Below are 26,391 nucleotides of genomic sequence, written 5' to 3' on the forward strand. Positions count from 1 at the left end.
CGGCCAGGGCCGCAGATTACTGCCTCCGGCACGGAAGGCAGCAGTGGTCTGCGGCCCCTCGCGGTATCTGCGCGAGGACTCGCCGACCGGCTGCGTGAGAAAGCCACCATCCGCCAGATCTCAGCCGAAACTGGGGATGCGTCCCGCTGAGTGGTGTAGGGGATCTCCGCGGTTGAGTGCGCGGGTTCTGCTCCCTGGGGTGCACCGTCTGCCGGTGTCTGCTCCCTGCTCAACTGGCAGGCCATCGTGCAACTGTCCGGAGTGGACGGGCAGTTCGACCCCAGGGGGTGCACGATGGCCTTGTCCCAGCAGGACCTACTTCGCCTGCTTGAGTCACTACGTTCGGCCGATGGTCTTGAATTCGTCCGCGAGGTCGCTGAAGGCTGCTGCAGGAACTGATCGAGGCCGAGGCCACCACAAAGATCGACGCCGAGTGGGGCGAACACACCGACACCCGCACCACCTGGCGCAACGGGCACCGCGAGAAGACGGTGACCACGCAGGCCGGCGACCTGGAACTCGCCATCCCGAAACTGCGGGCCGGAAGCTTCTTCCCCAGCCTCATCGAGCGGCGGCGGCGCATCGACCAGGCCCTCTACGCGGTCATCATGGAGGCATACGTCCACGGCGTGTCCACCCGCTCGGTCGACGACCTGGTCAAAGCCCTCGGCTCCGATGGACCACATCCGGTTCCCCTACCTGTTCCTCGAGGCCACCTATGTCAAGGCCCGCGTCGACCACCGCATCGTCTCGCAGGCGGTCGTCATCGCCACCGCCGTCACCCAGGACGGCGGCCGTAAGGTCGTCGGTGTCATGGTCGGCGACAGCGAGACCGAAGTCTTCTGGGCCCAGTTCCTGCGTCACCTGCGCGAACGCGGCCTGAGCGGCGTCCGCCCGGTCATTTCCGAAAGCCACAGCGGTCTGGTCAAAGCGATCCGCAAGGTCATGCTCGGCGCTTGTCGGCGTACAAGTGATCGTGGCCCTGGCAAGATTTTCGTGAAGCGGGAGTGTGCCTCCGTGCGCCGGTGACGCTCCGTCACGGGTAGCGGGACCGTCTGCGAGTGTGTGATGACCTCGTACGGATTATGTCTCCGCACCTGGATGTGGTGCGGGTGGAGCGGGTGTGGTCGGCGGGCAGCGTGGTCCGTATCGTGGCTCTGACACGCGAGTTGACGATGGCGTGTCCGGACTGCGGGCGCGGATCGACGCGGGTGCACAGCCGGTACTCCCGCACGCTGGCCGATGTCGCTGCCGGTGGACGCGCGGTGCTGATCACCCTGGCGGTGCGGCGCTTGTTCTGTGACAGTCCGAGCTGCGGCCGGCGGACGTTTGCCGAAGCAGGTAGAGGGGCTGACGGTGCGCTACCAGCGTCGGAGTCCGCTGCTGCAGCACCTGGTGGAGATGGCCGGAGTGCTGCTCGCCGGCCGTGGCGGGGCACGGCTCCTGCACATTCTGAAGGCGCCGCTGTCGCGGACGAGTGTGCTGTTCCAGCTGATGCGCATGCGGCTGCCGGCAGTCGCGACACCGCGAGTGCTGGTTGTGGATGACTTCGCGTTGTACGCGGACGTCTACGGCACGCTGCTGGTGGATGGCGACACGCGGTTGCCGATCGAGCTGTGGGCCGGGCGCGATGCAGAGCAGCTGGCCGTCTGGCTGCGTACGCATCCCGGCGTCGAGGTGGTGTGCAGGGACGGCTCGCTGGTCTACCGGCAGGGCATCACCGACGGCGCCCCGGAAGCGGTGCAGGTCAGCGACCGTTTTCACCTATGGCAGGGACTGTCGAAACGGGTCTCGGACATTGCCGCCGCGCACCGCGGCTGTCTGTCCGCCGCAATACCTGAATCCGAACCTGCCTCACCACCGCCGGCAGAACCATTCGAGACAGCTGACTCTCCTGCTCGCCGCCACGCCAAGCGGCTGTTCGAGGCGGTACACGCGGCCTCCCACTCCGGCCGCTCGCTCAGCGCGATAGCCCGCGAGCTGGGCCTGAACCGACGCACCGTTGCCAAGTACGCACGTGCGACCTCCTGGCAGGACTGCGCACGCCGCACTCCGCCCCGCCGGTCCACGAGCCTCGATCCGTACCTGGAGCATCTGCGTCAACGCTGGGAGGAAGGCGAGCACACCGCGACGGTGCTGCACCAGGAGATCGTCGCCAAGGGCTACGGAGGCCACTACCAGAGAGTCAAAATGGCCATTGCACCCCTGCGTCGCGGTCTGCCGATCGACACACCGCGCGAGCGGCCACCCTCGCCCCGCCAGCTCGCCCGTTGGATCACCACCACGCCGTCTCGGCGCAGCCTGCACGCCACCGAGGCACTCCGGCGGTTGCTTGAGCACTGCCCGGAGCTGGACCGAACCCACGACCTGGTGCGGCAGTTCGCGTCAATGCTCAGTGCTCGCGACGCCGCCCCACTGCCGGACTGGCTTGACCACCTCGCGGCCTCCCGCCTCCCGGCTCTGGACGGCTTGGCCAAGGCAATCCGCGAGGACCAGCACGCAGTCGTTCAGGGGATCACCACCCCGTTCAACTCCGGCGTCAATGAAGGCCGGATCACGGATCTGAAGCTTCAGAAGAGGATCATGGCTGGCCGTGCCGGAGTTCCGCTCCTGCGCCACCGCGTCATCCTCATGGCAGGACTCCGACGCAGCTACCCGTGACGGAGCGTCACCGGCGCACGGAGGCACACTCCCGCTTCACGAAAATCTTGCCAGGGCCGTGATCGTGCACCACCTCGTACGGATGAGGGTGCACCAAAGTTGATGCGGTGGCGGGTGGGTGCCGCGAGTCTTCTGTCGTCGGTTTCGGGGTGGCAGAGGGGCGGCTGAGGTGGTCTTGGACCCGCATCGCTGGCTGGAGTTGAGGCGGTTTCGCGGTCTGTACGAGGCCGGTGCGATGAGCCTGCGGGAGATCGCGAAGGAGACCGGGCTGAACCGTCGCACGGTCTCGAAGTACCTGTCGGGCGAGGCTCCCGTCGCGCCGCCGAAACGGACGGCCGAGAGACGGCAGCATCGGGCGGTCGACGAGGTCGCTCCGCTCATCGACGCGATGCTCAAGTCGGAGATCCTGCTGAGGGCATCGGTGATCCATGAGCGCCTGGCCTCGGAGTACCAGGTCACCATCAACTACCAGCGGGTCAAGATCTACCTCCAGGAGGCGAGGCCCCGGATCGCCGAGGAGCTCGGCATCAGCCCGGGTGAACTGGCGGGTCTGCACCGCCGGTTCGAAGTGGTCCCGGGCGCCCAGGCCCAGGTCGACTGGGGCGATGAGGGCAGGATCCTCGCCCACGTCGGGATTCCCAAGGTCTACTCGTTCCACATGACACTGTCGTACTCGCGCGATCCGTTCTGCTGCTTCACCACCGGCCAGGACCTGACGAGCTTCTTCGACTGCCACCGGGCCGCGTTCGCGCACTTCGGCGGGGTGCCGATGACGATCGTCTACGACCGCACCAAGACCGTCGTGCGCCGTCACGTCGCGCCGGGCGAGGCGGTCCCGCTGCACCCGGAAGCGGTCGCGTTCGCCGGGCACTACGATGGGCTGGCACCACGAATTCACCCTCGCCACCGACATACCGGTTTACTCCTGCGACCCGGCAAGCCCCTGGCAACGCGGCTCGAACGAGGACACAAACGGTCTGCTCCGGCAGTACCCCGACTTGTATTGGGGAGGGCGAGGGCGGCGTGTGGGAGCTGGAATCGCAGGATCACCAGGGTGGCGGTCACCCGATCGGTGAAAACCAGCTGATGGTCCGGGCCTCCGCCCTCAGCCCGCAGACGCTCGTGACCTAGACGTTCGCGCAGCCGGGCGTGCTTCCGTGCCATCCAGGACGCGGCCAACTCGGCGATGATCTTGCCGAGTTGATTCCGTGAGATGCGGGTGCAGAGACGATGCGAGCAAGCCGTACGGGCCAGGTATTGCGTCACAACAACACCAACCCGTACGGCTCACTGCGTGTCAGGGCCTGATCAGGAGTTGGTGTCGCACACCACGTCGTATGTCGCCTTCGTCGTGGACACCTTCTCCCGCCGCATCGTCGGCTGGTCAGCAGCCACCTCAAAGGAGACCCGCCTCGCCCTGGACGCCCTCGACATGACCCTGTGGCAGTGCGGCATAGATCAACACCGGTACTAGAAGGGCGATTTGATACACAACTCGGATGCCGGGTCGTGGGTTGTTACGGGCGAGTGGTCCATCTTGCTGAACTGGAGTTTCTGACGCCGAGGGCTTCAGCCAGTTCGCGGCGGTTGGTGACACCGAGTTTGGTGTAGCTGTGGTGGAGGTGGTTGTCGACGGTGCGCACGGACAGGGTCAGGGCTGCGGCAATGTCTTTGCTTGAGTGACCCGTTGCAGCCATCAGTGCGATCTCTCGCTCGCGGGTAGTGAGGGGAGCGGCGGCTTTGGAGGTGGCTAGTGGCGGGGTTCGGGCACCTTCGCAGCGGGTCAGGAGAGCGGATGCCCGTCGGGTGCTTGCGGCGGCGTTCCTGGCCAGACCGAGCCGGTGCCAGCCTGCGACGGCTGCCGTCGCGGCCTCGGCTGCCAGCAAATCCGCACCGATTTCCTCGAGTTCGTCGGCTGCCGTCAGGAGTTGACCGGGGTCGTCGGCAGCTAGCGCGGTGGCCAGGTGAGCGCGGGCGGGGGCGAAAGCCCCGTCGCATGTATCGGCCAGCTGGCTCAGGCGGGTGGTGACGTCTTTGGCGCCGCCCAGGCGGGCGATATCGGTGAGGAGTAGGGCTTCACCGGTGACGTGGCCCGTGTCCCTGGCGGCTTGGGCGGCTTTGGTCAGCACGGCCCGGGCTTTGGCCAGTTGTCCGCGAGCTGTCCACACCCAGGCCTGGCCCAGATGTACCTCTCCACTGGAGAGAGGGCCTGGGGGAAGGGGCGGGTAGGTGGTGAGCTCGGTTATAGCCGCGTCGGCAGCATCCAGATCGCCGAGCACAGCCGCACATGCGGCGATGCCGCTCAAAGCCGGCCGGAGCGCCTTGATGAGGTCGATGGATCGCGCTGCGGTGGCGGCCTCGGCCCACCATCGGCGAGCTGTTGTCGGGTGCCCGGCAAGCCACGAGGCGCGGGCGATGCAGAGCGCAAGCCAGACCCTCACGACTTTGTCGAAGTGGGGCAGATCGGCGTAGGCGCTCTTGCCGGCCTCGTATGCCTCCTCCAGCTGGCCGGCCTCGGTCAGTGCAAGCACCAGGGAAATCCGGTGGACGGACGGGTGGGAGACCAGGGCGTGTTCGTCGACTCGCCGGTGGACGGTGTGAGCGCGTTCCGCCCACGTCATAGCCTCACGCGTGCGACCTACCAGAGCAAGTCCGACAGGTTTCATCAGTGCTCCGCGCAGCCAGGCATCGACATCATGCTCATGATCGACGTCGGGTTGCATGTCGTCCAGCTGGTCCAGGCCTTTGTGGATCTGACCGGCGGCGATGCGCATGAAGCCCTCGTTGAGACGCAGCGTCCGGCGTCCCCGGGGGTCAGTGACCGACTCCAGAGCGGCGTCATTGACTGCGAAAGCAGTAGCCGTGGAGGTGTTGCTCCATAGCAGGTTCGCTGTCCGTACCAGAGTAATGGCCAATTGGTCTTGTTCCCCGACAGTCGTCGTGTCGATACCGGCCAGTATCGTCTCTGCATGGTCGCAGCGGCCCAGTTGGAACAGGGCTTCCCCAAGAAGCATCCGGCTGCTCGCCGAATGATGCTCATCGGGTATGGCCTGCAGCAAGGTGGTGACCTGCTGGTAGTCGTGTCCGCGGCGGGCCAGTACTGCGGCTCGAGCAAGCAGAAGAGGATCAGCGGTGCCGGTGGCGGAAAGGCGCCAGGCGGTCGTATGGAGTGCGTCGTCCCGGCGGCGAGCGCCGCGGCTCTCCGTGCGTTCGCTTTGCTGGAGCAGCAAGGCGCGCCGGCGCAGGGCGGGCAGACCAGCTCGGATGATTTCGCCGTACAGCGGGTGGGCCAGTGTGAGGGTGGTCCGACGCTGGTCCCGCGTAGTGCCGATCAGGCCGGCGAACTCCAGTTCGGCCAGTACCTGCGATGAGGCCATCGCTTCGGCGTCGCCCAGAGGCAGCGGCTCGCACAGTGCGATCAGTTCCAGTACAGGCCAGCCGTCCGGGCCCACGGTCGCCAACCGGCTCTTGATGAGTTCGGTCAATTGTGGTGTACCCGCCAGTGAGATCTCACCCAGTGCCCGTATCTCTCCGTCGTGGGTCAGGGCGCCTTTAGCGAGCGCGCCGTGAACCATTTCCCGCAAGTACAGAGCATTACCCCCCGAAACGGTATACAGCCGCTTCAGGGTTCCGTGTGTCACCGGGCCGCCCAGCACCGTCCGCAGCAGCACGTCAACCTGGTCTTCGTTGAAGGTTTCCAGATCCAGACGGTGCACCGCATCGCCGCGGGTCAGAGCGTCCACGGCCTCGCCAGCTGGCTCACCCGTACGGATGGTGGCGATCAGGCGGATCACGCCGATGTCCATCAGCTGCCGCAGCAGCATGGCCGAAGCCGCGTCCAGGAGCTGCAGGTCATCAACCCAGACAGCCCACCGGCGTGTGCGTGCGGGGCCGGACAGAGCGGAAGCGGCAGCCTCGAATCCGGTCACCGGGTCGGACAGGTCAACCTCGGACGGCACCAGATGTGCAATGGCTCCTAGGGGTACGGCGGCGGCGGCTGAACTGGCCGTCACTCGCGCTCCCCGAAATCCCTCGCTCACCGCCCGCGCCAGGCATTCCTCGGCTAGCCGCGACTTGCCCACTCCTGTGGGCCCGTGCACCGTGAACCCCTCGCATCGCGGATCACCCCACGCTTTCGCGAAGACAGCAAGCTCTGCATCTCGGCCCACAAATGGCCAAAATCGTCCCAAAACATCCGTCTCCACGAGTGGTCTCCGAGCAAGGTTGGACATGACTGATCCCGTGAAGGATTACGCACCACCAGCGGCCGCCGATTAAGCAATTGATACTCACTAGGCCTTTTCCAGCCCGGGTGTCCGGAACTCGAGAGCTGGCAACACCGCTGTTCAAGTGCACTGCGTGAGTAACCGGCAGGACGATTCCACATCCGAGGGTCTGTGGTTGTCGGCGACGGCTGAAGAGTGGTTCTGGATCACTTTTAGTGCCGGAGCCATGGAGGGTCACCACAACCGCGATCATGAACGGCCTCGCGCGGTGAGGAGGACCCGATTGCGGAGCAGGCCAAAGTTGGCGCGGATCTGACGCTTGATCATTGTTGTGGCCCTCGACGGCGCCGGAGCTGAGCCCGGAGACGACGGCGTCGAGGTCCTGGCCGAGGCCGATGACGAAGCTGTGCAGGGCGGGCAGGTCGTCAGCCTGCACGCGCCAACGATCAACTACGCTGACCACCGCCGCATGACAACCGGTGTCCACGATCAACGGTAAAGGCACGACCTGCTGTCCTGACCGGCCGCATCGGCATGCGTCGGCGATGGCGCACGACCTCGGCTTCGCCGACAGACAGTCCCGCGCAGAAAAATTGGGCCCCCACCCTTTCGACAGGGTGGGGGCCGCCACTCCTTCGGCATGCGCGACCGATGGAGTGTGGAAGTCCACCTCCCCGAGGGGGGGTAGGAAGGTGGACAAGGGCAACGGCGCACACCTCTACTGCGCCGAACACGTCGTTAGTATTTCTTGCTGCAGCTAGGCGTTGATGAGTAAGAGCTACTGGGTTGAAGTCGCCCTGCACTACCGACGCCGACGTGGGGACAGGGGTGATGCCGAGGCTCGGAAGCCCTTCAGTCGGTTGATGGCGCGCTCGACGGTGTTGCGTTTCTTGTAGCGCTCGCTGTCGAAGCCTGCGGGCCGGCCGCCTCGAGAACCGCGGTTGCGGCGGTGCCTTTGCTGGTCGAGGCGTTCGGGGATGGTGTGCGGGATTCCGCGTCGTCGCAGGTAGCGGCGATTTCGGCGCGACGTGTAGGCCTTGTCGGCCAGGACATGATCGGGCCGGGTGCGAGGTCGGCCGACTCCGACGCGGGGCACGGACACCAGCTGCAGGACGGGCTCGAGTTGTGGGCCGTCACCGTAGTGTCCGGGGGTCAAGAGGAAGGCGGGCGGCCGGCATCGTCCGTCGGCGGCGAGATGGATTTTGGTGGTGAAGCCGCCGCGGGATCGCCTCAGACACTCGCCGATCTGACCACCTCCTCCAACCGGACGGCCAGTTTCCGAAGCACCGGATCGACCTGGTTCGTCCCCCGGCGGATCCCCTTTTGAGGACCCGTGACGGGGGGCGCCTTCATCGCGCCGGCCGCGTGCTGGTGAGACCTCACCGCTGTGGAGTCGACCGACACGTCCCAGTCGATCCGACCCTCGGCATCCTCGGCGGCCTGCACCCGCGACAGCAGCATCTGCCAGGTCCCGTCCGCCGACCAGCGGCGATGACGCTTATAGACCGTCTCCCAGGGCCCGAAGCGCTCCGGCAAATCCCGCCACTGCACTCCCGTGCGCACGCGATACAGCACCCCGTTGATCACCCGGCGGTGATCGCTCCACCGGCCCCCACCCGCACCACCGCGAGGCAAGAACGACTCCAGTCGATCCCACTCCGCGTTCGTCAGGTCACCACGTCCCATGCGGTCGGTCCGGTGTGTCGTTGCCGGCGCGTCGGGCGCTCGCGGTGGAACGGGAGACAGTGTGTAGTTCCAGTCACCGTGGGAGGCGTTGGGTGTGATCGGAAGGGCGTGGAACTCGGCGGGTGTGACGCTGATCCCCAGGTCGTAGCTGCCAGTGTCCAGTTCGGCCCCGATGGTCAGGCCGGTCTTGGTTGTTGTGGCGGCGATGGTCTCGAGGACGACTGGTAGGTGGTCAGCGGCCGCCCCCGCCAGTTCGCGGTGATGTGACAGAACATCCGGTGCTCTATCTTGTTCCACTTCGAAGTTCCGGGCGGTAGGTGACAGACCGATATCTCCAGACCGCTTTCCCGTGCGAAGGCGGCCAGGTTGTTCTTCCAGGTCCAGCGGCGAGGGTCGTTGGAGCCGCCGGAGTCGGCGGTGATCAGGAGCCTGCAAGCATTCGGGTGGTCCGTCCGTCCGCGGTGCTGCCACCAGCGGCGGATGGACTCCACCGCGAACTCGGCGGTGTCGTGGTCGGTTCCGACATTGACCCATCCGCTGTTGTTGGCAATGTCGTAGATCCCGTAGGGGATCGCCATGGGCTGGTCGTTGGTGGTGAACGTGTGGCAGTCCACCTTGATCGCGTTCTTGCCCGGCCGTCAGGTGCGACCGGGCCGGTCCCGGTTACCGAGCCATTCCTTGGGCCTTGGTGTCAACGCTGATCACCGGCTGGGCCTCGTTGAGGAAGGCGGCGGCGGTGGCATTCAGGTGGGTGAACTGGGCATTGCGGTCGGGATGGCTGATGCCCTCTGTTGTCTTCGCGGTTCCCTGCAGGCTGTATCCCAGGGTATGCAAAAGGTGTCCGACGGTTGAAGCGCTGACAACCGTCTGGCCCTGCGTGGTGAGGGTCGAGGCCAGCGCCCGTAACGACAGCGTGGTCCACCGCAACGGGGAGACGGGGTCGCCTCGGGTGTGAGGCTCGATCAGCGACTCCAGCGCGGGCAGCAGACCAGGGTCGGTGTCTGTCAGCCTCTTGCGGCCGGCACCTGGAGCCCGGACCCGCAGGGTCGGTGACGAGCGACCGGCCAACTCGGCCATACCTCGCGCAATGGTTGCAGTGCTGGTACCGGAGGCGGCGGCGACCCGGACGATCCCGCCATGCCCGAGGGCCGTAGCCTCACTGGCCAGGTACAGCCGACGGCGGCGTTCATCGAAGTGCGGCAGGATCTGATGGATCTTGGCCCGCAGAGCACGAGCGGCAACGCCGTCTGACAGACACGGGGGCATATCTCAGACTCCCACCAACACCCCTCTGCCGAGCACTTATGAAATACGGGCCCCCGCGGTGCCGGAATACTGCCGCTGCACTCCCGCAGAGCGAGTGCCCTTCTTCAGGAAGCCCGTGTCGTCGACAATGAGCACCGGCTCCCGGTCACCGAGGTGGTCGACCACGTAGCGCCGTACATCGTCGAGGACCAGCGTCCCACTCGATCCGGTTCAGCATCCTCTGGATACGGTCCGGCCCGCCATGGCCCGCCTCCTCGGCCAGCGTCCAGCCGTTCTTGCGCTCAAGCGGAGCGATCAGCCCCCGCATATAGGCCAGCGCCGACTCCCGCGGCTCCGACCGGCTGAGCCGGTGCCCGAACCGCCCGTGCACCGCGTCCAACTCACTCGCCCACACACGCACATCAGCAAGGTCCCCACCCATAACCACACCAACGATCGAGCTGGCCAGCAGTCACGGTAGACGCCGTTGCAGTACTAGGGCTGGCCTAGCCTCAATACCAGTGACTTAGGGTGGTGGCTGGTAGGGTGCGTGGCGGGGAGGTGCCGGGATGCCACGGCCGGGTCAGGTGAAGCCGGAGACGGACGAGCGGTTGTCGGATCGCATCGCGGTCGGGCTGTTGACGCGGTCGTTCCCGCCGGAGCTGGTGGATCGGGTGGTGGCCCAGTGCGGGAGGTCCGGGCAGCGTAACCGGCTGCCGCCGCGCGTGGTGGTCTACTTCGTGCTGGCGATGTGCTTGTTCTCCGGCCAGGGCTACGAAGAGGTCGCTCGGCTGCTGACGCATGGGCTGACCTGGGCGAAGCGCTGGTCGGGGTCGTGGCAGGTGCCGACCACGGGGGCGATCTCGAGAGCGCGCGCGAGACTCGGTCCAGAACCGCTGAAGGCCCTGTTCGCCTCGGTGGCCCGGCCGTTGGCCACGGAATCGACACCGGGTGCCTTCTACGGCCGGTGGCGGCTGATGGCCATCGACGGCACAGTCTTCGACGTTCCGGACAGCCAGGAGAACGTGGCGCACTTCGGGCGCCCGAAGACCCACCGCACCCAGCGGTGTGCGTATCCGCAGGTGCGGGTGGTCGCGCTGGCCGAGTGCGGCACCCATGCCATCACCACGGCGGCTCTCGGCCCATGCACCACGTCCGAACTCGTGCTGGCCCGCGAGCTGTTCGGTCACCTGGGCGAGGACGATCTGCTGCTGGCCGACCGCGGCTTCACCGGCCTGGAGCTGTGGCGGGCGGCCTCGGCCGGCGGTGCGGACCTGCTGTGGCGCATCCGTTCCCACCAGGTGCTGCCGGTCCGCGAAGAGCTGCCCGACGGCTCGTACTTGTCAGAGATCGTCGCGGCCAGAGACCACCGCAAGCGTGCCGACCCGGAAATGGTGCGGGTGATCGAGTACACCCTGGACGATCCCGGGCAGGACGCCCCTTACCGGCTGATCACCACGGTCCTCGATCCCGATGCCGCCCCGGCCACCGAGCTGGCCGCCCTGTACCACCAGCGGTGGGAGTTCGAGAACACGCTGGACGAGCTGAAGACCCATCAACGCGGACCTGCCCAGGTCCTGCGCTCCCGCTCACCCGAAGGCGTCGAGCAGGAGGTCTGGGCACACCTGCTGGTCCACCACGCCATCCGCACCCTGATGCACGACGCCGCCGAGCAGGCCGGCCTCGACCCCGACAGGCTCTCCTTCACCCGGAGCATCCGCCTCGCACGACGCCAGGTCACCGCGCAGGCGGCCTTTTCCCCTGACCGTCTGACCGCCGCCCTCACCGACGGACTCCGCGAGATCACCGCGCGCCTGTTACCCACCCGCCGCAGACGCTCCAACCCGCGCGTGGTCAAACGCAAGATGTCCAACTTCGGCGTCAAACGCGACGAGCACTACACCTGGCCTCAGCCCACCCGGGACCCAGCAGACGCCATGACCATCGCCCCGCACTGGCGCACCGCCCCGATCAACCCGTCAACCAAAGCCCGACGAAGCTAGGTCACTAAGTCACTGGTATTGAGGCTAGGTCGACTGGGGCGACGAGGGCAAGGTCCTCGCCCGTCCCGCCAACGGGCATGCCAGGCATAGGCGGACTTGCATGAGACACGTAACCGCCGCGCGACCTGCGGCGGTGTCACCCCTTGCGCAAGTAACTCGGCAGCCTCGAACCGCACTTGTTCCCGCCGGGCCCGCTGCTTCGCGGTCAGGCCACCCCCATCGGGATACCGCATCCTCCAGGGATACACCCACCCACGACATCACCGTCACCCTAGTGCTGCATTCCTCATTGGATGTACACATATCGGCGTCGTAGTTGGCGGGTGGGCGGGGCTGGCCGGCCCCAGATCCAGGGGCGGGCTCGGGCGTTGAGTTGCCGGGTGGCCACGGCTGTGGCCTGGGTGATGTCGTCGGGGTTGGCGAAGGACCGTCCGGCCAGGGCGGTCTTGCGGAAGATCCGCCACCAGCCTTCCTGCAGGTTCAGCCAGCAGGCGCCGACCGGGATGAACGCGTGGTGGATGCGGGGGTGGTCCTCCAGCCAGGTCCGGGTGGACAGGCTGTTGTGGGAGGACAGGTTGTCGGTGACGATCCAGATCTCACCGGCCGGATTGGCGTCCTCGACCAGTTGAAGGAATTGCTGGTAGAAGACGCTGTTGCGGGAGGATGCGGCCATGGTGATCTGCTGGCCGTCCCGGATGCGTAAAGCCCCGTAGACCCAGGTCTTTTCTGGCCCGCAGCCGTAGTCGAGCTCGGACTTGATCCGGTGCCCGTCGGGTGACCAGCCCGGTGCGGGCGGAAAAGTGCGGGGGATCACCGGCCCCAGTTCGCCGGCGCAGATCACCGTCGCGCCGTCGGGTGGCTGGGTGTAGAGGCCGATGATCCGCGTCCTTTTCCCGCGAAGTCCGGGTCCTTTGAACGGGTCCAGGATCGGGTACGGCGCCAGCGCACCCCCTCGGCAACCAGGATCCTGCGCACCTGGGAGCGGCCGACCTCGATACCCAGCTGCCGGGCCTGGGCGGCCAGGGAGTCCAGCGTCCACTCGGCCGGCCCGGCTTCGTCGGCCGCCCACAGTTCCCCGCCCGGCTCCCACCGCAGCCGGCCCGGCGGCACCTGTTTGACCAGAGCGATGATCCGGGATCGCTCGGCCTCGGTGATCCGCCGCTTGCGGCCCTGCCCGCCCAGATCATCCAGCCCCTCCAGCCCGGAGCGGTTGAAGCGGTGCAGCCAGCAGCGGACCGTTTTCTCGCTGCAGCCCAGCTCCACCGCGATCGCCGGCACCCGCAGCCCCGACCAGCTCAGCTCGATCATCCGGGCCCGCATCACCACATCCCGCGGCGCCTTCCGCGCCCGCGACAACCGACGGACAACTGCCCGTTCGTCCTCGTCACAACCCGGCCGTGCCCATAACACCATGCCCAGCACCCGCCCCCGAGCACCATCAACTACCCCGCCACCAAGACATATACCCAACCAAAGCGGAATCCAGCACTAGGCAGAAAACCTCAGAAGCAAGAATGAGGATTGTCGAGGTCCTTGTTCCCGCTGAAATCAGAGGCACTTCCCAGGTGAAGCACTCTATCGGCTCCTACCCGCGTGTCCGTGTCCAGGACGACGGCCGTCAGGTCGTCTTCCAGGCCGGGTCGGTCCTGCTCGTCGAAACGGTGCGCAAGAGCGGTCTCGCCCAAGCCATGTCCCAGGCCCTGGCTCCGTGGCGGAAGCCGCGGGCCGTCCACGGTCCCGGCAAGATCCTCCTGGATATCGCCCTTGCGGTCGCTCTGGGCGGCGGCTGCCTCGCGGATGTCGCGATGCTGCGGTCCGAACCGGCCCTCTTCGGCCCGGTCGGCTCCGACCCGACCGTCTCCCGCCTGATCGACACCTTCGCCGCATCCTCCGCCTCGCCCGTCACTGCCCTGGACCGGCGAGATCACCACGGCTCTTGAACAGCTCCCGCTCCTGCCCGGCCCCGGCTGACACACAACCACCGTCCCTGCGACAGCATCACCCGCCCCGGGCAGTGGAACCCGGCGCCCACCCGACGCGACAGCCGGGCCACCGGCCCGCCAGCCCGCTCCGGAAAGGGAAAGGGGCCCACCGATTCCGTCGGCGGACCCTCAAGAAAGATCGAGGCTAAGTAACAACTACCCAAACCATCGCCACGTTCCTAGCGTCTTCGCAAGCGTATGGAGAAATAAGATCTCTCAGCAGTTTCACCAATTCTTTCATCACTACTTGGAGACCTCATGACCTTCCGAAAGGTCCTTGCCCTGGCGGGAATCAGCCTCACTGTGGCTGCACTGGCCGCTGTGCCGACCAGTGCAGCCTCCGCTGCCCCGATGAAGACCAGCAGTGTGACCTTTTCCGTGAAATTCGAAGTTCGAGACGACGACAGTTCGATCTGGGGGCCTAGTTTCGACCATGCGTACTCCGGCAGCAATAAAGCGTACGCTGTGAATTCAATAGTGCCTCGCGTTTACGACCACCTCGGGATGTCCTCAGAGTGCGCTGGGGATGAGGTCAGTGGAGAGCTTCACCCGACAGTCATACAAACGGACGTTGCCGGATCGGTTAACGTTTCCTCTGTATTGCAGCTGTTTGAGGGCAGCCGATGCTGGAGTATGGATATGGACGGGTGGACAAAAGATCCGCGCGTCTTCCATTTGGCTCCCGGTGCCAGTCAGAGCTACTCACAGACGGTGCGGAATACCTCTGAGGGAACCCTGGACATGGTGAAAGCCACCGTGACGGTCCACAACTCGGTGTCATAATTGCGGGCCTGTGGTGTCGAGGAAGCCGATCGTCTCAACGCATGTGATCATACCGGGAAATGGCATCCACTCAGCAATTCCGTGAAGGTCGGATACGTCAGGTAGCTGTGATTGCTAGGCATCATTGTGCGACGTGATGGTGATCAGGTCGCGAAGAGTTTCTGCAGACGCTCGGCTGGAGTTCTCCAGCCGAGCGTTCTGCGTGGGCGGCAGTTTAGCCTCGCGCTTTCACGAGGTGGGTGTCCGAGGCTTGATAAAATAAGCGGAGAATGCTCCTGACCTGCCACGATGGGACTTGTAGGGGGTTTTGTTGGCTGCAGGGAAAGAAGCACTCTCCAGGTGAAAAATCGTATCGGGTCGCGTATCCGCATAGAGGGCGGCGGCCGGGCGATGGTCTCACAGGCCGGGGGCGTGCTGCTGGTCGAGACCGTCCGCAAGGCCAGCTTGGACACCTCGATATCAGCTGCGCTAACGCCGTGGCGGAAGGCTCGAGCGATGCATAATCCGGGCAAGATCCTGCTGGACGTGGCCCTGGCGGTCGCGCTGGGCGGGGACTGCCTCGCGGATGTCGCCATGCTGCGGGCCGAGCCGACCGTGTTCGGGCCGGTGGCCTCCGACCCGGCGGTCTCCCGCCTCATCGACACCCTCACAGCCTCCGGAGAAAGGCCTTGCGGGCCATCCGTGCCGCGCGGGCTGAAGTTCGTCAACATGTCTGGCGGTTGCCCGGCCGGGAAGCGCCTGATGCGGGCGGGACGGTGACAATGGACCTCGACGGGTGTTGGTGATCGCGCACTCGGAAGAAGTACCGGCGCGGGCGCCGGACCCTGATCCGCACCGATTCCGCAGGCGGCACCCACGACTTCGTCGCCTGGCTCGCTCAGCGGGGACGGTGGCCGTCCTTACTCGGTCGGCATAGTGATCACCGAGGCGATCCACCAGCATGTGCTGAAGGTTCCGGCATCGACCTGGACGGCGGCCGTCGAGGTGGACGGCGAGATCCGTGACGGCGCCTGGGTCGCTGAACTGATCGGAGACGTTCTGGACGGCTGGCCGGAGGGCATGCGGCTGATCGTCAGGAGGAACGGCCGCACTCCTGGGCGTTGGGGCGCACGGTGCTGACGGCATGAGGCTGACCTGTTTCGCCATTAGCCTCGATCTTTCGTGATGGTCTGCCGACGGAGTCGGCAGACCATTTCGCGTTCCGTGGCTGCTTGCGGGCAGGCCGGTAGCCCGACTGACGTGTCGGGTGGGCGCGGGGTTCCACTGCTCCGGAGACGTGGTGCGGCTCGCAGGGACGGGAAAGCTACTGGTCAGACTGGGTTGCAGTTGGTCGAGCGTTCGAGGGCGCTGGCGACGATATGAGTTCATGGCCAGTGGCGGGCGAGGCGGAGGATCTGGCGGCGGCCGGTGGTGACGAGCTGGCCGGCCGAGCTGAACAGGCGGAGCCGCAGGCGGTGGGGCTCCCAGAGCCTGGCCTGGCCGTTCAGTGCGAGCATCGGCATCCAGGCCAGCAGGTCGAGCGCGATCTGGACGATCTCCAGCCAGACCCTGTTTTGCGCGGTGTCGTGCAGGGGCAGGTTCCGCAAGCCGGTCGCGCGGGCGGCCCGGATACGGTCCTCGGCCCGGGCCCGCAGGCGGTGGCGGAGTTCGAGCTCGGCGATGGGCCGGCCGGTGGTGTTGGTGGCGAAACACGTGATCCGCATGCCGTCGGCGTCTGTGATCCTCAACTGCGCACCGGGATGCGGCCGTTCCTTCCGGACGATCAGCCGCATGCCCTTCGGCCAGCCGTCGAGCATGCCGCCGGTGAGTTCGGCGACCCAGGCTCCGTCGCGGATCTCTCCATCGGCCTCGATGGCCGGCGTCCATGCCGCGAGCGGCACTTTGAGGACGGCCTGGTGGACTGCGTCGGTGATGGTCATGCCGACCGAATACGACAGCCACCGTCCGCGTTGCGCGAGCCAGGCCACGAACTCGTGGGTGCCACCCGCGGAGTCGGTGCGGATCAGCGTCCGGCGCCCGCGCCGATAGGACTTGGGCAGCTGGGCCAGGGCCAGCTGGGTGGTCGTGATGTGATCGGCGGCGGTGTCGCTGCCGGCGTTTCCGGGCCTGAGCAGAACGGCCACCGGCTCGCCGGAGCCGCCGGTCCCGTGATCGACGAAGCCCATCAGCGGGTGGTGGCCGAAGGCCTTCTTCAGGTCGCAGCCGTGTCTTCCTTGTCGGAGTGCGCGATCACCAGGACGCCGTCCAGGTCCACGGTCACAGAACCGGTCGCATCCGGCGCCGTCGGCCCGGCCAACTTCCATACTTGTTGGCGCACTTGGGACCGGGCATTGCGGATCGCGTTCAGGGTTCGCTGGCCACCCGCTGCGAGCGTGTCGATCAGCCGGGAGACTGTCGGATCCGAGGCCACCTGCCCGAACACGGCTGGCTCGGCCCGCAGCATGCCGATGTCGGCCAGGCAGTCGCCGCCGAGGGGGACCGCGAGCGCCACATCCAGCAGGATCTTGCCGGGATCGTGCACCGCCCGCGGCTTGCGCCAGGGGGCCAGAGCCGCCGATATCGCAGTATCCAGGCCCGTTTTGCGGACTGTCTCCACCAGCAGCACGGTCCCGGCCTGCGAGACCACTCCACGACCACTGCCCTCAACGCGGACACGCGGGTACGACCCGATACGCTTCTTCACCTGAGAAGTGCTTCTTTCCACGGAACGATCTGGACCCTCGACAAGTCCTATCGTTCCAGGTCAGGAGCACTTCTCGCGTTTGTGATCAAGCCTCGGACAGACCACCTCGTGAAAGCCCGAGGCTAACACCTCGGGCCGGCCGATCGCTGGGCTCGTGCTCCCTCACCGGCTGCGGGCCCGGGCCGAGGACCGCATCCGCGCCGCCCGCGCCACCGGTCTGCGCAACCTGCCCCTGCACCGCACCGCCCAGAACCGGATCTGGCTGGAGATCATCCAGATCGCGCTCGACCTGCTGGCCTGGATACCGATGCTCGCCCTGACCCGGCAAGGCCAGGCTCTGGGAACCCCGCCGACTACGGGCTCCGCCGGCGAATCCTCCGCCTGGCCCGGCACAGGCCCTGGACCGGTCACATTACCGCAGCCCTTTACCGGCTCACCCAACTGCCCGACTTGGCTGACCAGCGGATTCCCCGTCCCTACGACAGCACCTCAACAGCCGGAGCAGTGGAATCCGGCGCCATCCCGAGGCAACACTCGGGTCTTCGGCCTGTACAGCCTCAGCCCACGGCACGAAACGGTCCACCGACTCCGTCGGCGGACCGTCACGAAACTATGCGGGTTTATAGGATGGCGATGGTTCTGTTGCTTATAGCGCCCGGAAAGGGCAAATGAGTAGGATCTACTCTTCTGTTAAAGGTTTTCATGTTGGTTTGGTAGTCAAGGAATATCTCAAAGTGGCAGCATGCGTGCAAATCAGAGGTAAAGGAGTCGCCCGATGCCCTGCGTCGAAGTCTGGTTGGCAGTAGTGGTGCCTTTCGGAGGCGCTCCTCGCAAATTAAATCACTCCGCCTTTCGGTGTGGAGCATATACTGACGGCTTCGCTTTTTGAGCGACTTCACATCACTGTCGTGACTTGCCCACCTTGTTTGCCGATCCGTGATTCAGTTTGTCGAGATATGAATCTAATTAATCATGCTATCAAGCAGGCTCTTCGGTCAGATTGCCGGCATAAACTTGGTGCAGTGGTTGCATCAGGAGGGCGCGTTCTATCCAGTGCCCCAAATCGTCGCCGAAATAGCCCCTCCATAGACTTCCGGAATGCGACCTTTCATGCTGAAGAGGCCGCCTTGCGTCGTTTGCGGGACGCCGCCAACGCAACCGTTTATGTGGCTCGGGTTGATAATCGGGGTGTAACTCGCCTGGCCCGCCCATGTTTGCGGTGTCAGGTGATGCTTTTGCAGGCAGGTGTGCGTCGTGCCTATTTTACTGTGAGCCCGACCGAAATTGACCTTCTTGATTTTCGGTGAAAATTTTTCGCGTGCCTCGGCTTTTTGGTTATTGCCCGACCTTGAGATAGTCATTAGCCGCACGCGTACATAAAAGGAGCGTAAATTTCGCAAATGTGGTCATATTTCACGGGGCTGACGGCTAAGAGGATCACAGAGATGCCGATCGAAAAGTTGGCCTTAGTGACCTTGCGAGACATTTCTATAAATGCGACTGGCGGGATGTCGGTCGATAACTGGGCCCGCAGCGTAAGGAGGATATTGAAGAAGGATAGAGATGCAATGAGGGCTGTAAGTGAGGCCTTGGCGTGGCTTTATAATTCGATGTATCTTGTGCGGGACTTGAATGTGACGACTGAGGGAGAATGGGCACTCATCAGTAGAGCAGGAAAATTGTGGATGGAGAAAAGTAGTCTGCCAAAATGACACCTTTTGAACGCAGGCCATGAGGGTTATTCGCAAGCCCACGGGGAGGCTTCCACCCCTTGGTAAACAGCAACGACCCCGCTCGGTAACCTGACGAGTTCACACAGGACAGGTGTTGCCGGGGCGGGGTCGTTGAGCTGGCAGGTTACAACCCAGGGCCCCGGCGAGTGCCTGGATCGTCCCGGTCTGGGGTGTTGATCTCGGTGGTGGGCCCCGGAAGCAGGTGAACACGGCACCTGTGGATCATGTAGTTCTCTACGCTGCAAGATCCACGAAGGTGCCGTGTTCGTTTCTCCATCATCCCTTGTCGCTGTCCCCGTGCCTTGTGCGCCCTGCCTGGAAGCCCTCGGCGAGGGTGCCGCCAAGGAGCAAGTGCGCTGCCTGGTCGCCGAGTTCGAGTCGGTCACCGATCCGAGAGGGGCTTGCGGAGTGCGGTACCGGCTCTCCTCGCTGCTGGCCCTGGTGGTCTGCGCGATGACCCCGTCCGGCCACGACTCGATCACCGCGGCGGCGGAGTGGTGCCGACGTGCGGCGCCGGAGGAACTGGCCGCCTTCGGCCTGCCCTACCACCCACTCCTTGGCCGCTACCGGGTGCCGAGCGAGAAAACCCTGCGCAGCGTCCTGGGGCGACTCGATCCCGGTGAGATCGGCGCGGCCGGTTACGACTACCTTCGGCCTCTGCTGTCCGCACAGCCCCGCCGGCCGGAGCCGGTGATGCCCGACGGTGGCACCGAACGTGAACAGCGCCGGGCTCACCGGGCGGCCGCCCGCGCCGAGCCGGTACGGCTCCGGCGGCGGGCGATCGCGGTGGACGGCAAGTGCCTGCGCGGCGCGAGGCGCCCGGACGGCAGCCGCGTCTTCGTCCTGTCCGCCGTCCGTCACGGCGACGGTGTCACTCTCGCCTCCCGCGAGATCGGCGCGAAGACCAACGAAATCCCCGAGTTCGCACCTCTCCTCGACCAGATCGACGACGCGGATCTCACGGGGGTGGTCGTTACCGCCGATGCCCTCCACGCCCAACGCGACCACGCCATCTACCTGCGCGAACGCGGCGCTCACTACCTGCTGACCATCAAGAACAACCAGCGCGGCCAGGCCCGTCAACTCCACGCCCTGCCCTGGAAGGAGATCCCTGTGATCCACCGCGACGACGCCCGGGGCCACGGCCGTCACGAGCAGCGGCTCGTGCAGGTCGTCACCGTCGAGGGCCTGCTCTTCCCGCACGCGGCCCAGGTCCTGCGGATCCAGCGCCGACGCCGTCTCTACGGGGCGAAAAAATGGTCCAGCGAGACCGTCTACGCCATCACCGACCTGCCCGCCGAGGAAGCGAACGCAGCCGAGATCGCGTCCTGGGCTCGCGGGCACTGGACCGTGGAAAATACCGTCCACTGGTGTCGAGATGTCACTTTCAACGAGGACAAGTCCCAGGTCAGAACCCGCAACGCGCCCGCCGTACTCGCTACCCTCCGCGACCTGATCCGCAGCGCGCTCAAGCTCGCCGGCTACGTCAACACCGCCGCCGGACGACGAGCCCACACCGAGCGCCCCCGCGTCCTCGCCCTCTACGGCATCACATAACCAAACCGGACGATCCAGGCACACGCCGGGGCCCTGGGTTACAACCGGGTTGGATGCGGAGCAATTGACCGAGCTCGTGGGTTATTCATAAGCCTCACCAGGAGGTTCGGAAGAACGCGAGTGCGGTGATGGTGCGGACGATGCTCGGGAGGGTGTCGAGTGGGCCGCGGTAGCGGGTGGCGAGGATCTTCCAGTCCTTCAGGTGTGCGATCGCTCGTTCGACGGCGGCGCGCAGGGTGCTGATGGACTCTGGTGCCGATATAGCCGAGGTCACCCATCGTCTCGCGGTCGGCGAACAGACCGGGGAAGCCCGATTCCCGCCAGGCGCGGATGTCGTGCCAGGACCCCGGAACGGGGGCGGAGACCGCGAGCAGGCCGCCGTCCAAAGTGGCGGCGATCTGCAGGTTGAACCCGGTGTCGCAATGCTTGCCGCTGAACAGCTCGGTGCCCCGGCCCGCCCAGTCCCAGGTGGTAACCAGCGTGCCGTCGACCAGCACCACCTTCCCCGTGCTCGCCTCCGCCGGGTCGGGGACGAACTCGGCAAGGACCTGCTCCAGCAGCGGCCCGAGCAGAGCGAGCCGACGTGAGACGGTGGACTGGCTGCAGCCGAACAGCTCGGCCGCCGCCTGCTGGACTGGGTTCTGCCGCAGCAGGAACAGCGCCATCACCACTGAGCTTGTTCAGCGGTGAGTCTCCAGGGTGAGGATGGCTTTGGTGATTGACGTGATTGCGGTGGGGTGGCAGCGCGCTTTGCGGAGGATGCGCCAGGTCTTGATCTCCGCGATGGTCCGTTCGACAGGCCAAGGGAGTCGGGAGTGGGCCCGGTTGACGCATTTCTGCTTGAGTGTGAGGTCTTTCCCGGGTTTGCGTCGGTGCGGGACGGCGACGATGTCGCCGGCGCCCTGGTAGCTCCGGTCCGCGATGACAGGGATGCCGAGACGGATACAGGTGGCGATGATCCGGTGTCGGCGGGCCGCGGTGAGATCGTGAGTACGACCCGGCAGAGCAGGCGAAATCCAGACGAGTGTTCCATCTGGTGCTATCCACGACCTGTAGGTTCACGCCGTGCTGGCGTGTTTGCCCGAGTAGTCCGCGCGGCCGTCGCCGGTTCGGTCGCATTCGGCGAGTGTCCCGTCCAGAAGAACGTACCGGGTGTCGGCCGATCTCAGGGCCGCTGTCAATCCCGGTGCAAGATCGGCCAGAAGTGCCACGACCGCGTGGACATGGGCGTGGGCGGTGCCAAACCGATGCCGAAACCGGCCGCGAGCTGTCGCAGGGTGTCGTTCTTCCGCAGGTACACCAGTGCGACCAGGGCCCGCCGCGACGGGGACAGCTTGCATCTTCGGTCACCCTCCCGGGTGACGATCAGCATCGTCAGCCACTCCACGAGGGGATGCGGGACATCGAGTACGGCACGATAAGGAACCAACAGAGCCCCAAGGCTGAAGAGTTGAGCGTAGACACCTCGCTCAACAGCCCTGGGGCTCTGCCCGTTCCGCCCTCACCACACGTCACCCGATCAGTGGCCGAACTGAACAAGCTCACTGACCAGTACAGCCCCAGCACGAACGGCCGTCCCCGCGAGACCCGCCCGCTGCCGCCAAGCGCCGTATGCACCCGAGCCAGAGCTCGGTCAATTGCTCCGCATCCAACCCGGTTGTAACCTGCCAACTCAACGACCCCGCCCCGGCAACACCTGTCTTGTGTGAGAACTCCCAGGTTACCGAGCGGGGTCGTTGCTGTTGACCAAGGGGTGGAAGCCTCCCCGTGGGCTTGTGAATAACCCTCCTGGACTGTAGGTAATGTCTGCTCAGGTGTTGCACAGCCAGTCCAGTGCACGATGAGTAGATCGTGGAGGAGCATCCTGCTGATCTCAGCTGCTATCGTGCCTGCGGCTATTTGGGCAGGAGATCTATACAGAAGCCGCACCTGCCCCAGGAGGCCGTCAATGAGGAACCTCAGCTCCTTCGCCTGGAGCTCCTGGGCGGCAGCTTTTGCCGCATTTGAGACGTACACCCTGGTCAGTGATCGGAGCAACGACACGCTGAGCGAAACGACACGCCGGCTGTTCCGTATTCGGACTTCAGAGATCGGCCGCGCCCTCTTCACATTCGGCTGGGTTGGCTTTTCTGGGTGGTTTCTCTTCCATATCCACACCGTGGAGGTCGCACAGTCCGAATTCTCCCCCGGTCGACGACTAGCATCGCCAGCACTACAACAGACCGGTCCGCCGCTGATTCAGGCGGCGAGACCAGACCCTCTCCCGCTCCCAGTGCAAGGCTCCGCAGTCCACCGCCCGTGACTACTCAGGTGCTTGATTGCGCGTGAGCGGGCGGCAGCCAGACGTTTCCGGCGAAGAGGTCGCGGAGGACGTTCATGGGGTTGAGGCCTTGTTTGCGGGCGGTGGAGGGGGAGGAGCGCACGAGGAGCCAGCGGTTGGCGCTGTCGGGGGTGCGCCAGCCGCGGAGAGCTTCATCTGGATTTTGATCATGCGGATGTCCTGTTCGGCCTGGTTGTTGGTGAAGGGCAGTCAGGTCGTGCAGGGAGCGCAGGATGTCCTCGCGGCGGCGTGACAGGCGGTCGACGAGCTGCCGGGCGAAGATCTTCTTCGTTTTCGGTGGCGGGTCGGGGTTGGCGGGTCGCAGGTCGGTGGGTAGGCCGAAGAGGTCCAGGGGTGCCTTGTGGGGTGACAGGGCGATCTGGCGCTTGGCGTCCGCGATGGAAGTGCCCATGGTGCGGAGGTAGTTCATGGCCACCGATCGCAACGTCGAGGCATTCTGCGGGCCGTGGCCGCTGCGGATGCGCGAGGGATCCTCGCCGAACGTCACGTCCCGCACATAGTGGATCTTGTTTTCCACGCCCCAGTGGCCCCTCGCGTACCGCCCGAGCATGTCCGGGGCCGCCTCGGACGCCGACAGGTCGGTGATCAGGTAGACCGTCTCCCGCGTCCGCGTCCGCGTGCCCGTCGCCCGGTCGGCGCGGTGTCGGGTGACCCGGGCGACCTGCTTGACGTGGGGAAACACCAGGGATGTCCAGGTCACCGCCTGCACCACCCGCGTCTCCAGCCGGCCGTGACCCACCTCGCTCTCCTTGTGCCGGGCCGTCACCTCGCTCCACGGGATCGACCGGCACGCCTCCCACAACGCCGGCTGGTTCCGCTTCACCACCAGCACGAAGTGCGCGCCCCATCTCCTCCACCAGTACCTTCGCCGTCTCCACCTGCGTGTGCAGTGCGTCCGCCGTCACCACCACCCCACCCCATGCAATCGAGCACCGACAACAACGGCGCCAGCGCCGGGATCTCGTTGCTCTTGTCCGCCACCCGCTGCTGCGCGACCAGCGCACCGTCCTGCGCCATCGCACCGATCACCGTCACCGCGGCCGACTCACTGCTGCCAAACCCGCGAAGCACCTTTCCGTCCACCGCCACCGTCTCCAAGTCGAACCCGCGCACCCGCAGCAGCACCTCCAGACCCGCCGGACGCGCCAGCGTCAAGGCCCGTCGCAGCGTGTCCGCACTCGGCGTACGCACCAGCCGGAAGGGGCCCCACGGACGCAGCCCCAGCCGCAGCAACTCCACCGGCCCGGCGGCCGCCGCCCACTGCGCCATCGCCCGGTACGAGCCGAACCCGGCCACCGTCGCGCACAGCGTGACCAGCAGCAACGACCCCAGCGAGAAGCACCGGCCCCGAGGATCACGCGGGTCTCTCACCTCGGCCAATCGCCGCAACAGCAACGTCCGCTCCGACGCGACGGACATCGACTCCATAACGGGCACACACATGGCAGACTGACGATTCACCGAAGCTCCGTAGGCACAGGGCGACTTGCTAGGTCACCTCGCTCAACGGAGCTTCGGTCTTCCACGTCACAGACCGCTCACCTGCGGAAAGGTCTCAATCCCGGACCTTGCGTCAGCCCTGCCCCCAGCCCCCTCACTCATGCCCGAGCACGGGAAAGCTCCTCAGCTCCGTCACGGTTCCCCGGGCCAGCTCCGTGGGGTCAGCCAACGAATCGAGCTGGTTGCCGTCAGGCCAGGGTGTTCTTCACGGTGACGGTCGCTTCAACCTTATCCTGGCCGCTCTCGAACATCATGTTTGTCTTCATCTGAACGAGTAGGTGCCCGTCTTCAGAGTGAGGACGAGGTTGGGAGCGGAGGACCAGCCGTCCACATCGCTTGAGTAGCAGCTGCCTCCCTTATAGAGATCGAGATAAGGCGAGAACAGGATGGTGCCCCCGTTGTCGTACTGGCTGATGCAGCCGTATACGTCACCATGCACTTCGTTACCGGCGCAGGCAGCAGACATCGAGTTGACGTCAGCCAGGGCCGGAGTGTCTTTACCGACGAGGAACGTCTTGGTGCTCGTGCCGTAGGCGTGATCGAAGCTGGAACCGAAAATCGTGCTGTCGTCATCGACAGCATGCCAGTTCACCGTCACGGTCACCTTGTTCACCATGCTGGCCGCGGACGCGCTGCCCACAGGCAATGCAATCAGGCTGGCAGCGGCTGCGGCGGTGCCAGCGAGAGCGAGCGCCTTGCGCAGTCCAGACATATCAATCTTCCTTCTCGTAGGACCCCATGGTGCAGGGCTTCGGCGTAGTTGTGTGACGCCCGTTTTGTGATCATGCGAGGCCGAGGAGTGCGAGCGGGCGGCGGGGGTCACGGGCGTTGCGGCGAAGACCTGCCGCGATGTTCTTCGCTCCGGCTGCCCGGAGTGCCCCGATAGCGAGGTTGCGCCAGGTGGCCATCGTGCGGGGCGCGTTGCCGGTCCGCAGCTGAGAGGCGTCCTCGGCGAAGGTGGTGTCGCGGACGTGGTGCAGGGCCTCGATCGTCCAGGGGTCGCGGATGAGACGGGCGAGCGGGTCCGGAGTGGCCTGCTCGGCGGTCAGGCTGGTGACGGCGTAGACCGTCTTGACGGTGGTCTTGCCGGTCTTGCGGTCGGTGCGCCGGCGCTTGATCTGGACGGCCTGGCGGGCTCCGGGGAAGAGGAGGCTGTTCACAGTGGCGACCTTGATCCGGCGGATCTCCGAACGGCCGTGGCCGGTTCCCGGGTGCGTCCCTGAAGCGGGATGTCCTTCCAGGGAAGGGACTTGAGCTGTCGGCGCAGCTTCTTCTGGTTGCCCTTGACAATCACGATGTAGTGGGCAGCTCGGCCGAGGAGGTGGTCGGCGTGCTCGCGCTGGGTGTGCATGGCGTCGCTGGTCACGACGACTCCTGTCAGGTCGGCGACGGTGTCCAGCAGCGGCTGGAAGCAGGTTATCTCGTTCGTCTTCTCGCCGACGTCCAGCTGGGCCAGGACCAAGCCGGTGGCGTGTTCCAGTGCGGCGAGCAGGTGGATCTTGCGGCCGTTCGCTTTTGCCGCGCCGCGCAGGCTTTTGCCGTCCACTGCGAGGCCACGCAGCCCGGTCGCCTTCGGGAGACGGTCGGCGAGCCAGCGTCCGACTGCCCCGTCCAGCGTGTCGCCGTCGATGCGGGCCAGCAGTCGGCGGACCGTGCTCTCGGCGGGCAGGACCCGCCTGGGCAGAAGCGGATCGGGGTTCGCACCGACCTGTTCGAGCACATGCCCAGGGGCATCGGCGATCCATTCGCCGACCGCCAGCAGTGAGGTCGCTCCGGCCAGCACCGCGCACGCGGTGAGAGTGAGCACGACGGCTAGGCGGTGGCGCACCCCGCGTGGGTCACGCGGGTCTGGCACCTCGGCCAGCCGTTCCAGCAGGCCCGGGAGCTCCTCGGGTCCGACCTGCGGATTCTCGCGCAGTTGGTCAAGGGCAGGCGGGATCAGAGATGATGCGTCGGCAGGCACGGTCTTCCACTTGGATCACGGGGCGTAG

Annotated in this window: 16 protein-coding genes and 13 pseudogenes; 14 read left to right on the top strand and 15 right to left on the bottom strand. The window is 65.8% G+C overall.

The annotated features are described in order from the left end of the window. Positions 1–294: 294 nt before the first annotated feature. The 6 genes and pseudogenes from OG985_RS45305 to OG985_RS45330 all read left to right on the top strand — a co-directional run. Positions 295–957, top strand: a pseudogene (locus tag OG985_RS45305) (transposase); the annotation flags it as partial. 218 nt (positions 958–1,175) lie between these two features. Beyond that, positions 1,176–1,244: pseudogene (locus tag OG985_RS45310) on the top strand (hypothetical protein); the annotation flags it as partial. Between the two features lie 112 nt (positions 1,245–1,356). Further along, positions 1,357–2,661, top strand: coding sequence for an ISL3 family transposase (locus tag OG985_RS45315; RefSeq protein WP_371674168.1), 1,305 nt, complete (start codon positions 1,357–1,359; stop codon positions 2,659–2,661). A 169-nt stretch (positions 2,662–2,830) separates the two neighbouring features. Continuing rightward, positions 2,831–3,538 (top strand): annotated as a pseudogene (istA, locus tag OG985_RS45320) (IS21 family transposase); the annotation flags it as partial. Positions 3,539–3,545: 7 nt separating this feature from the next. Continuing rightward, a pseudogene (locus OG985_RS45325) lies at positions 3,546–3,737 on the top strand (IS30 family transposase); the annotation flags it as partial. A gap of 218 nt (positions 3,738–3,955) precedes the next feature. Next, the gene (locus OG985_RS45330) at positions 3,956–4,135 is read left to right on the top strand and encodes a hypothetical protein (RefSeq protein WP_371674715.1); all 180 of its coding nucleotides are present in this window, start codon (positions 3,956–3,958) and stop codon (positions 4,133–4,135) included. Between the two features lie 43 nt (positions 4,136–4,178). On the opposite strand, the gene OG985_RS45335 is transcribed toward OG985_RS45330, so the two are convergent. Then, positions 4,179–6,893, bottom strand: coding sequence for a LuxR C-terminal-related transcriptional regulator (locus OG985_RS45335; RefSeq protein WP_371666739.1), 2,715 nt, complete (start codon positions 6,891–6,893; stop codon positions 4,179–4,181). Positions 6,894–7,206: 313 nt separating this feature from the next. On the opposite strand from OG985_RS45335, the gene OG985_RS45340 reads away from it, so the two are divergent. Further along, entirely contained in the window at positions 7,207–7,386 is a 180-nt protein-coding gene (locus tag OG985_RS45340; RefSeq protein WP_371666738.1) for a hypothetical protein, read from the top strand. A 303-nt stretch (positions 7,387–7,689) separates the two neighbouring features. On the opposite strand, the pseudogene OG985_RS45345 reads toward OG985_RS45340, so the two are convergent. The 3 pseudogenes from OG985_RS45345 to OG985_RS45355 all read right to left on the bottom strand — a co-directional run. Beyond that, positions 7,690–8,573, bottom strand: a pseudogene (locus OG985_RS45345) (IS5 family transposase). Between the two features lie 3 nt (positions 8,574–8,576). Next, a pseudogene (locus OG985_RS45350) lies at positions 8,577–9,839 on the bottom strand (ISAzo13 family transposase); the annotation flags it as partial. A gap of 51 nt (positions 9,840–9,890) precedes the next feature. Further along, positions 9,891–10,260: pseudogene (locus tag OG985_RS45355) on the bottom strand (transposase); the annotation flags it as partial. A 127-nt stretch (positions 10,261–10,387) separates the two neighbouring features. Between OG985_RS45355 and OG985_RS45360 the strand changes: the two are divergent. Next, positions 10,388–11,581, top strand: a pseudogene (locus OG985_RS45360) (IS4 family transposase); the annotation flags it as partial. Between the two features lie 236 nt (positions 11,582–11,817). Here the strand turns inward: OG985_RS45360 and OG985_RS45365 are convergent. Genes OG985_RS45365 through OG985_RS45375 form a run of 3 tightly spaced genes read right to left on the bottom strand, consistent with a single transcriptional unit; the run spans position 11,818 to position 13,141 of the window. Next, positions 11,818–12,054 (bottom strand): helix-turn-helix domain-containing protein, encoded by a 237-nt coding sequence (locus tag OG985_RS45365; protein WP_371666737.1) that lies wholly within the window; start codon positions 12,052–12,054, stop codon positions 11,818–11,820. Between the two features lie 53 nt (positions 12,055–12,107). Further along, entirely contained in the window at positions 12,108–12,662 is a 555-nt protein-coding gene (locus OG985_RS45370; protein ID WP_371666736.1) for a transposase, read from the bottom strand. Beyond that, positions 12,659–13,141 carry a transposase gene (locus tag OG985_RS45375; protein WP_371666735.1) on the bottom strand — a complete coding sequence of 161 codons (483 nt, stop codon included), beginning with the start codon at positions 13,139–13,141 and terminating at the stop codon, positions 12,659–12,661. The genes OG985_RS45370 and OG985_RS45375 overlap by 4 nt, the downstream gene beginning before the upstream one ends. Positions 13,142–13,386: 245 nt before the next feature. Between OG985_RS45375 and OG985_RS45380 the strand changes: the two are divergent. Continuing rightward, a pseudogene (locus tag OG985_RS45380) lies at positions 13,387–13,734 on the top strand (transposase); the annotation flags it as partial. A gap of 1,191 nt (positions 13,735–14,925) precedes the next feature. Continuing rightward, positions 14,926–15,730 (top strand): annotated as a pseudogene (locus OG985_RS45385) (transposase); the annotation flags it as partial. A gap of 220 nt (positions 15,731–15,950) precedes the next feature. Here the strand turns inward: OG985_RS45385 and OG985_RS45390 are convergent. Continuing rightward, positions 15,951–17,269, bottom strand: a pseudogene (locus OG985_RS45390) (IS1380 family transposase). A 124-nt stretch (positions 17,270–17,393) separates the two neighbouring features. On the opposite strand from OG985_RS45390, the pseudogene OG985_RS45395 reads away from it, so the two are divergent. The 4 genes and pseudogenes from OG985_RS45395 to OG985_RS45410 form a co-directional block, all read left to right on the top strand. Next, a pseudogene (locus OG985_RS45395) lies at positions 17,394–17,719 on the top strand (transposase); the annotation flags it as partial. Between the two features lie 506 nt (positions 17,720–18,225). Next, the gene (locus tag OG985_RS45400) at positions 18,226–18,576 is read left to right on the top strand and encodes a hypothetical protein (protein ID WP_371674245.1); all 351 of its coding nucleotides are present in this window, start codon (positions 18,226–18,228) and stop codon (positions 18,574–18,576) included. Positions 18,577–18,669: 93 nt separating this feature from the next. Continuing rightward, positions 18,670–18,981, top strand: coding sequence for a hypothetical protein (locus OG985_RS45405; protein ID WP_371666734.1), 312 nt, complete (start codon positions 18,670–18,672; stop codon positions 18,979–18,981). Between the two features lie 282 nt (positions 18,982–19,263). Continuing rightward, entirely contained in the window at positions 19,264–20,559 is a 1,296-nt protein-coding gene (locus tag OG985_RS45410) for an ISAs1 family transposase (RefSeq protein WP_371666527.1), read from the top strand. Positions 20,560–20,597: 38 nt separating this feature from the next. On the opposite strand, the gene OG985_RS45415 is transcribed toward OG985_RS45410, so the two are convergent. The 7 genes and pseudogenes from OG985_RS45415 to OG985_RS45445 form a co-directional block, all read right to left on the bottom strand. Then, positions 20,598–21,224 (bottom strand): transposase family protein, encoded by a 627-nt coding sequence (locus tag OG985_RS45415; protein WP_371666733.1) that lies wholly within the window; start codon positions 21,222–21,224, stop codon positions 20,598–20,600. Between the two features lie 15 nt (positions 21,225–21,239). After that, positions 21,240–21,988, bottom strand: a pseudogene (locus tag OG985_RS45420) (transposase family protein). 877 nt (positions 21,989–22,865) lie between these two features. Further along, positions 22,866–23,732, bottom strand: coding sequence for an ISAs1 family transposase (locus tag OG985_RS45425; protein WP_371666732.1), 867 nt, complete (start codon positions 23,730–23,732; stop codon positions 22,866–22,868). Beyond that, positions 23,720–24,319 (bottom strand): transposase family protein, encoded by a 600-nt coding sequence (locus OG985_RS45430; protein WP_371666731.1) that lies wholly within the window; start codon positions 24,317–24,319, stop codon positions 23,720–23,722. The genes OG985_RS45425 and OG985_RS45430 overlap by 13 nt, the downstream gene beginning before the upstream one ends. A gap of 343 nt (positions 24,320–24,662) precedes the next feature. Further along, positions 24,663–25,112 carry a hypothetical protein gene (locus OG985_RS45435; protein WP_371666730.1) on the bottom strand — a complete coding sequence of 150 codons (450 nt, stop codon included), beginning with the start codon at positions 25,110–25,112 and terminating at the stop codon, positions 24,663–24,665. 70 nt (positions 25,113–25,182) lie between these two features. Beyond that, positions 25,183–25,560 (bottom strand): hypothetical protein, encoded by a 378-nt coding sequence (locus OG985_RS45440; RefSeq protein ID WP_371674714.1) that lies wholly within the window; start codon positions 25,558–25,560, stop codon positions 25,183–25,185. Continuing rightward, positions 25,557–26,363 carry an ISAs1 family transposase gene (locus OG985_RS45445; protein WP_371666729.1) on the bottom strand — a complete coding sequence of 269 codons (807 nt, stop codon included), beginning with the start codon at positions 26,361–26,363 and terminating at the stop codon, positions 25,557–25,559. Before OG985_RS45445 ends, OG985_RS45440 begins: the two co-directional genes overlap by 4 nt. Positions 26,364–26,391 lie beyond the last annotated feature (28 nt).

It is taken from the genome of Streptomyces sp. NBC_00289 (assembly GCF_041435115.1).
In the GTDB taxonomy this organism is placed as follows: Bacteria; Actinomycetota; Actinomycetes; order Streptomycetales; family Streptomycetaceae; genus Streptomyces.

Excerpts from the sequence above, each read along its gene's own strand:
- OG985_RS45365 (WP_371666737.1), bottom strand. The coding sequence starts at position 12,054 with ATGCGGTATCCCGATGGGGGTGGCCTGACCGCGAAGCAGCGGGCCCGG.
- OG985_RS45375 (WP_371666735.1), bottom strand. The coding sequence starts at position 13,141 with ATGCGGGCCCGGATGATCGAGCTGAGCTGGTCGGGGCTGCGGGTGCCG.
- OG985_RS45405 (WP_371666734.1), top strand. The coding sequence starts at position 18,670 with ATGTGGTCATATTTCACGGGGCTGACGGCTAAGAGGATCACAGAGATG.
- OG985_RS45430 (WP_371666731.1), bottom strand. The coding sequence starts at position 24,319 with ATGTCCGTCGCGTCGGAGCGGACGTTGCTGTTGCGGCGATTGGCCGAG.
- OG985_RS45400 (WP_371674245.1), top strand. The coding sequence starts at position 18,226 with ATGAATCTAATTAATCATGCTATCAAGCAGGCTCTTCGGTCAGATTGC.
- OG985_RS45415 (WP_371666733.1), bottom strand. The coding sequence starts at position 21,224 with ATGGCGCTGTTCCTGCTGCGGCAGAACCCAGTCCAGCAGGCGGCGGCC.
- OG985_RS45335 (WP_371666739.1), bottom strand. The coding sequence starts at position 6,893 with ATGTCCAACCTTGCTCGGAGACCACTCGTGGAGACGGATGTTTTGGGA.
- OG985_RS45435 (WP_371666730.1), bottom strand. The coding sequence starts at position 25,112 with ATGTCTGGACTGCGCAAGGCGCTCGCTCTCGCTGGCACCGCCGCAGCC.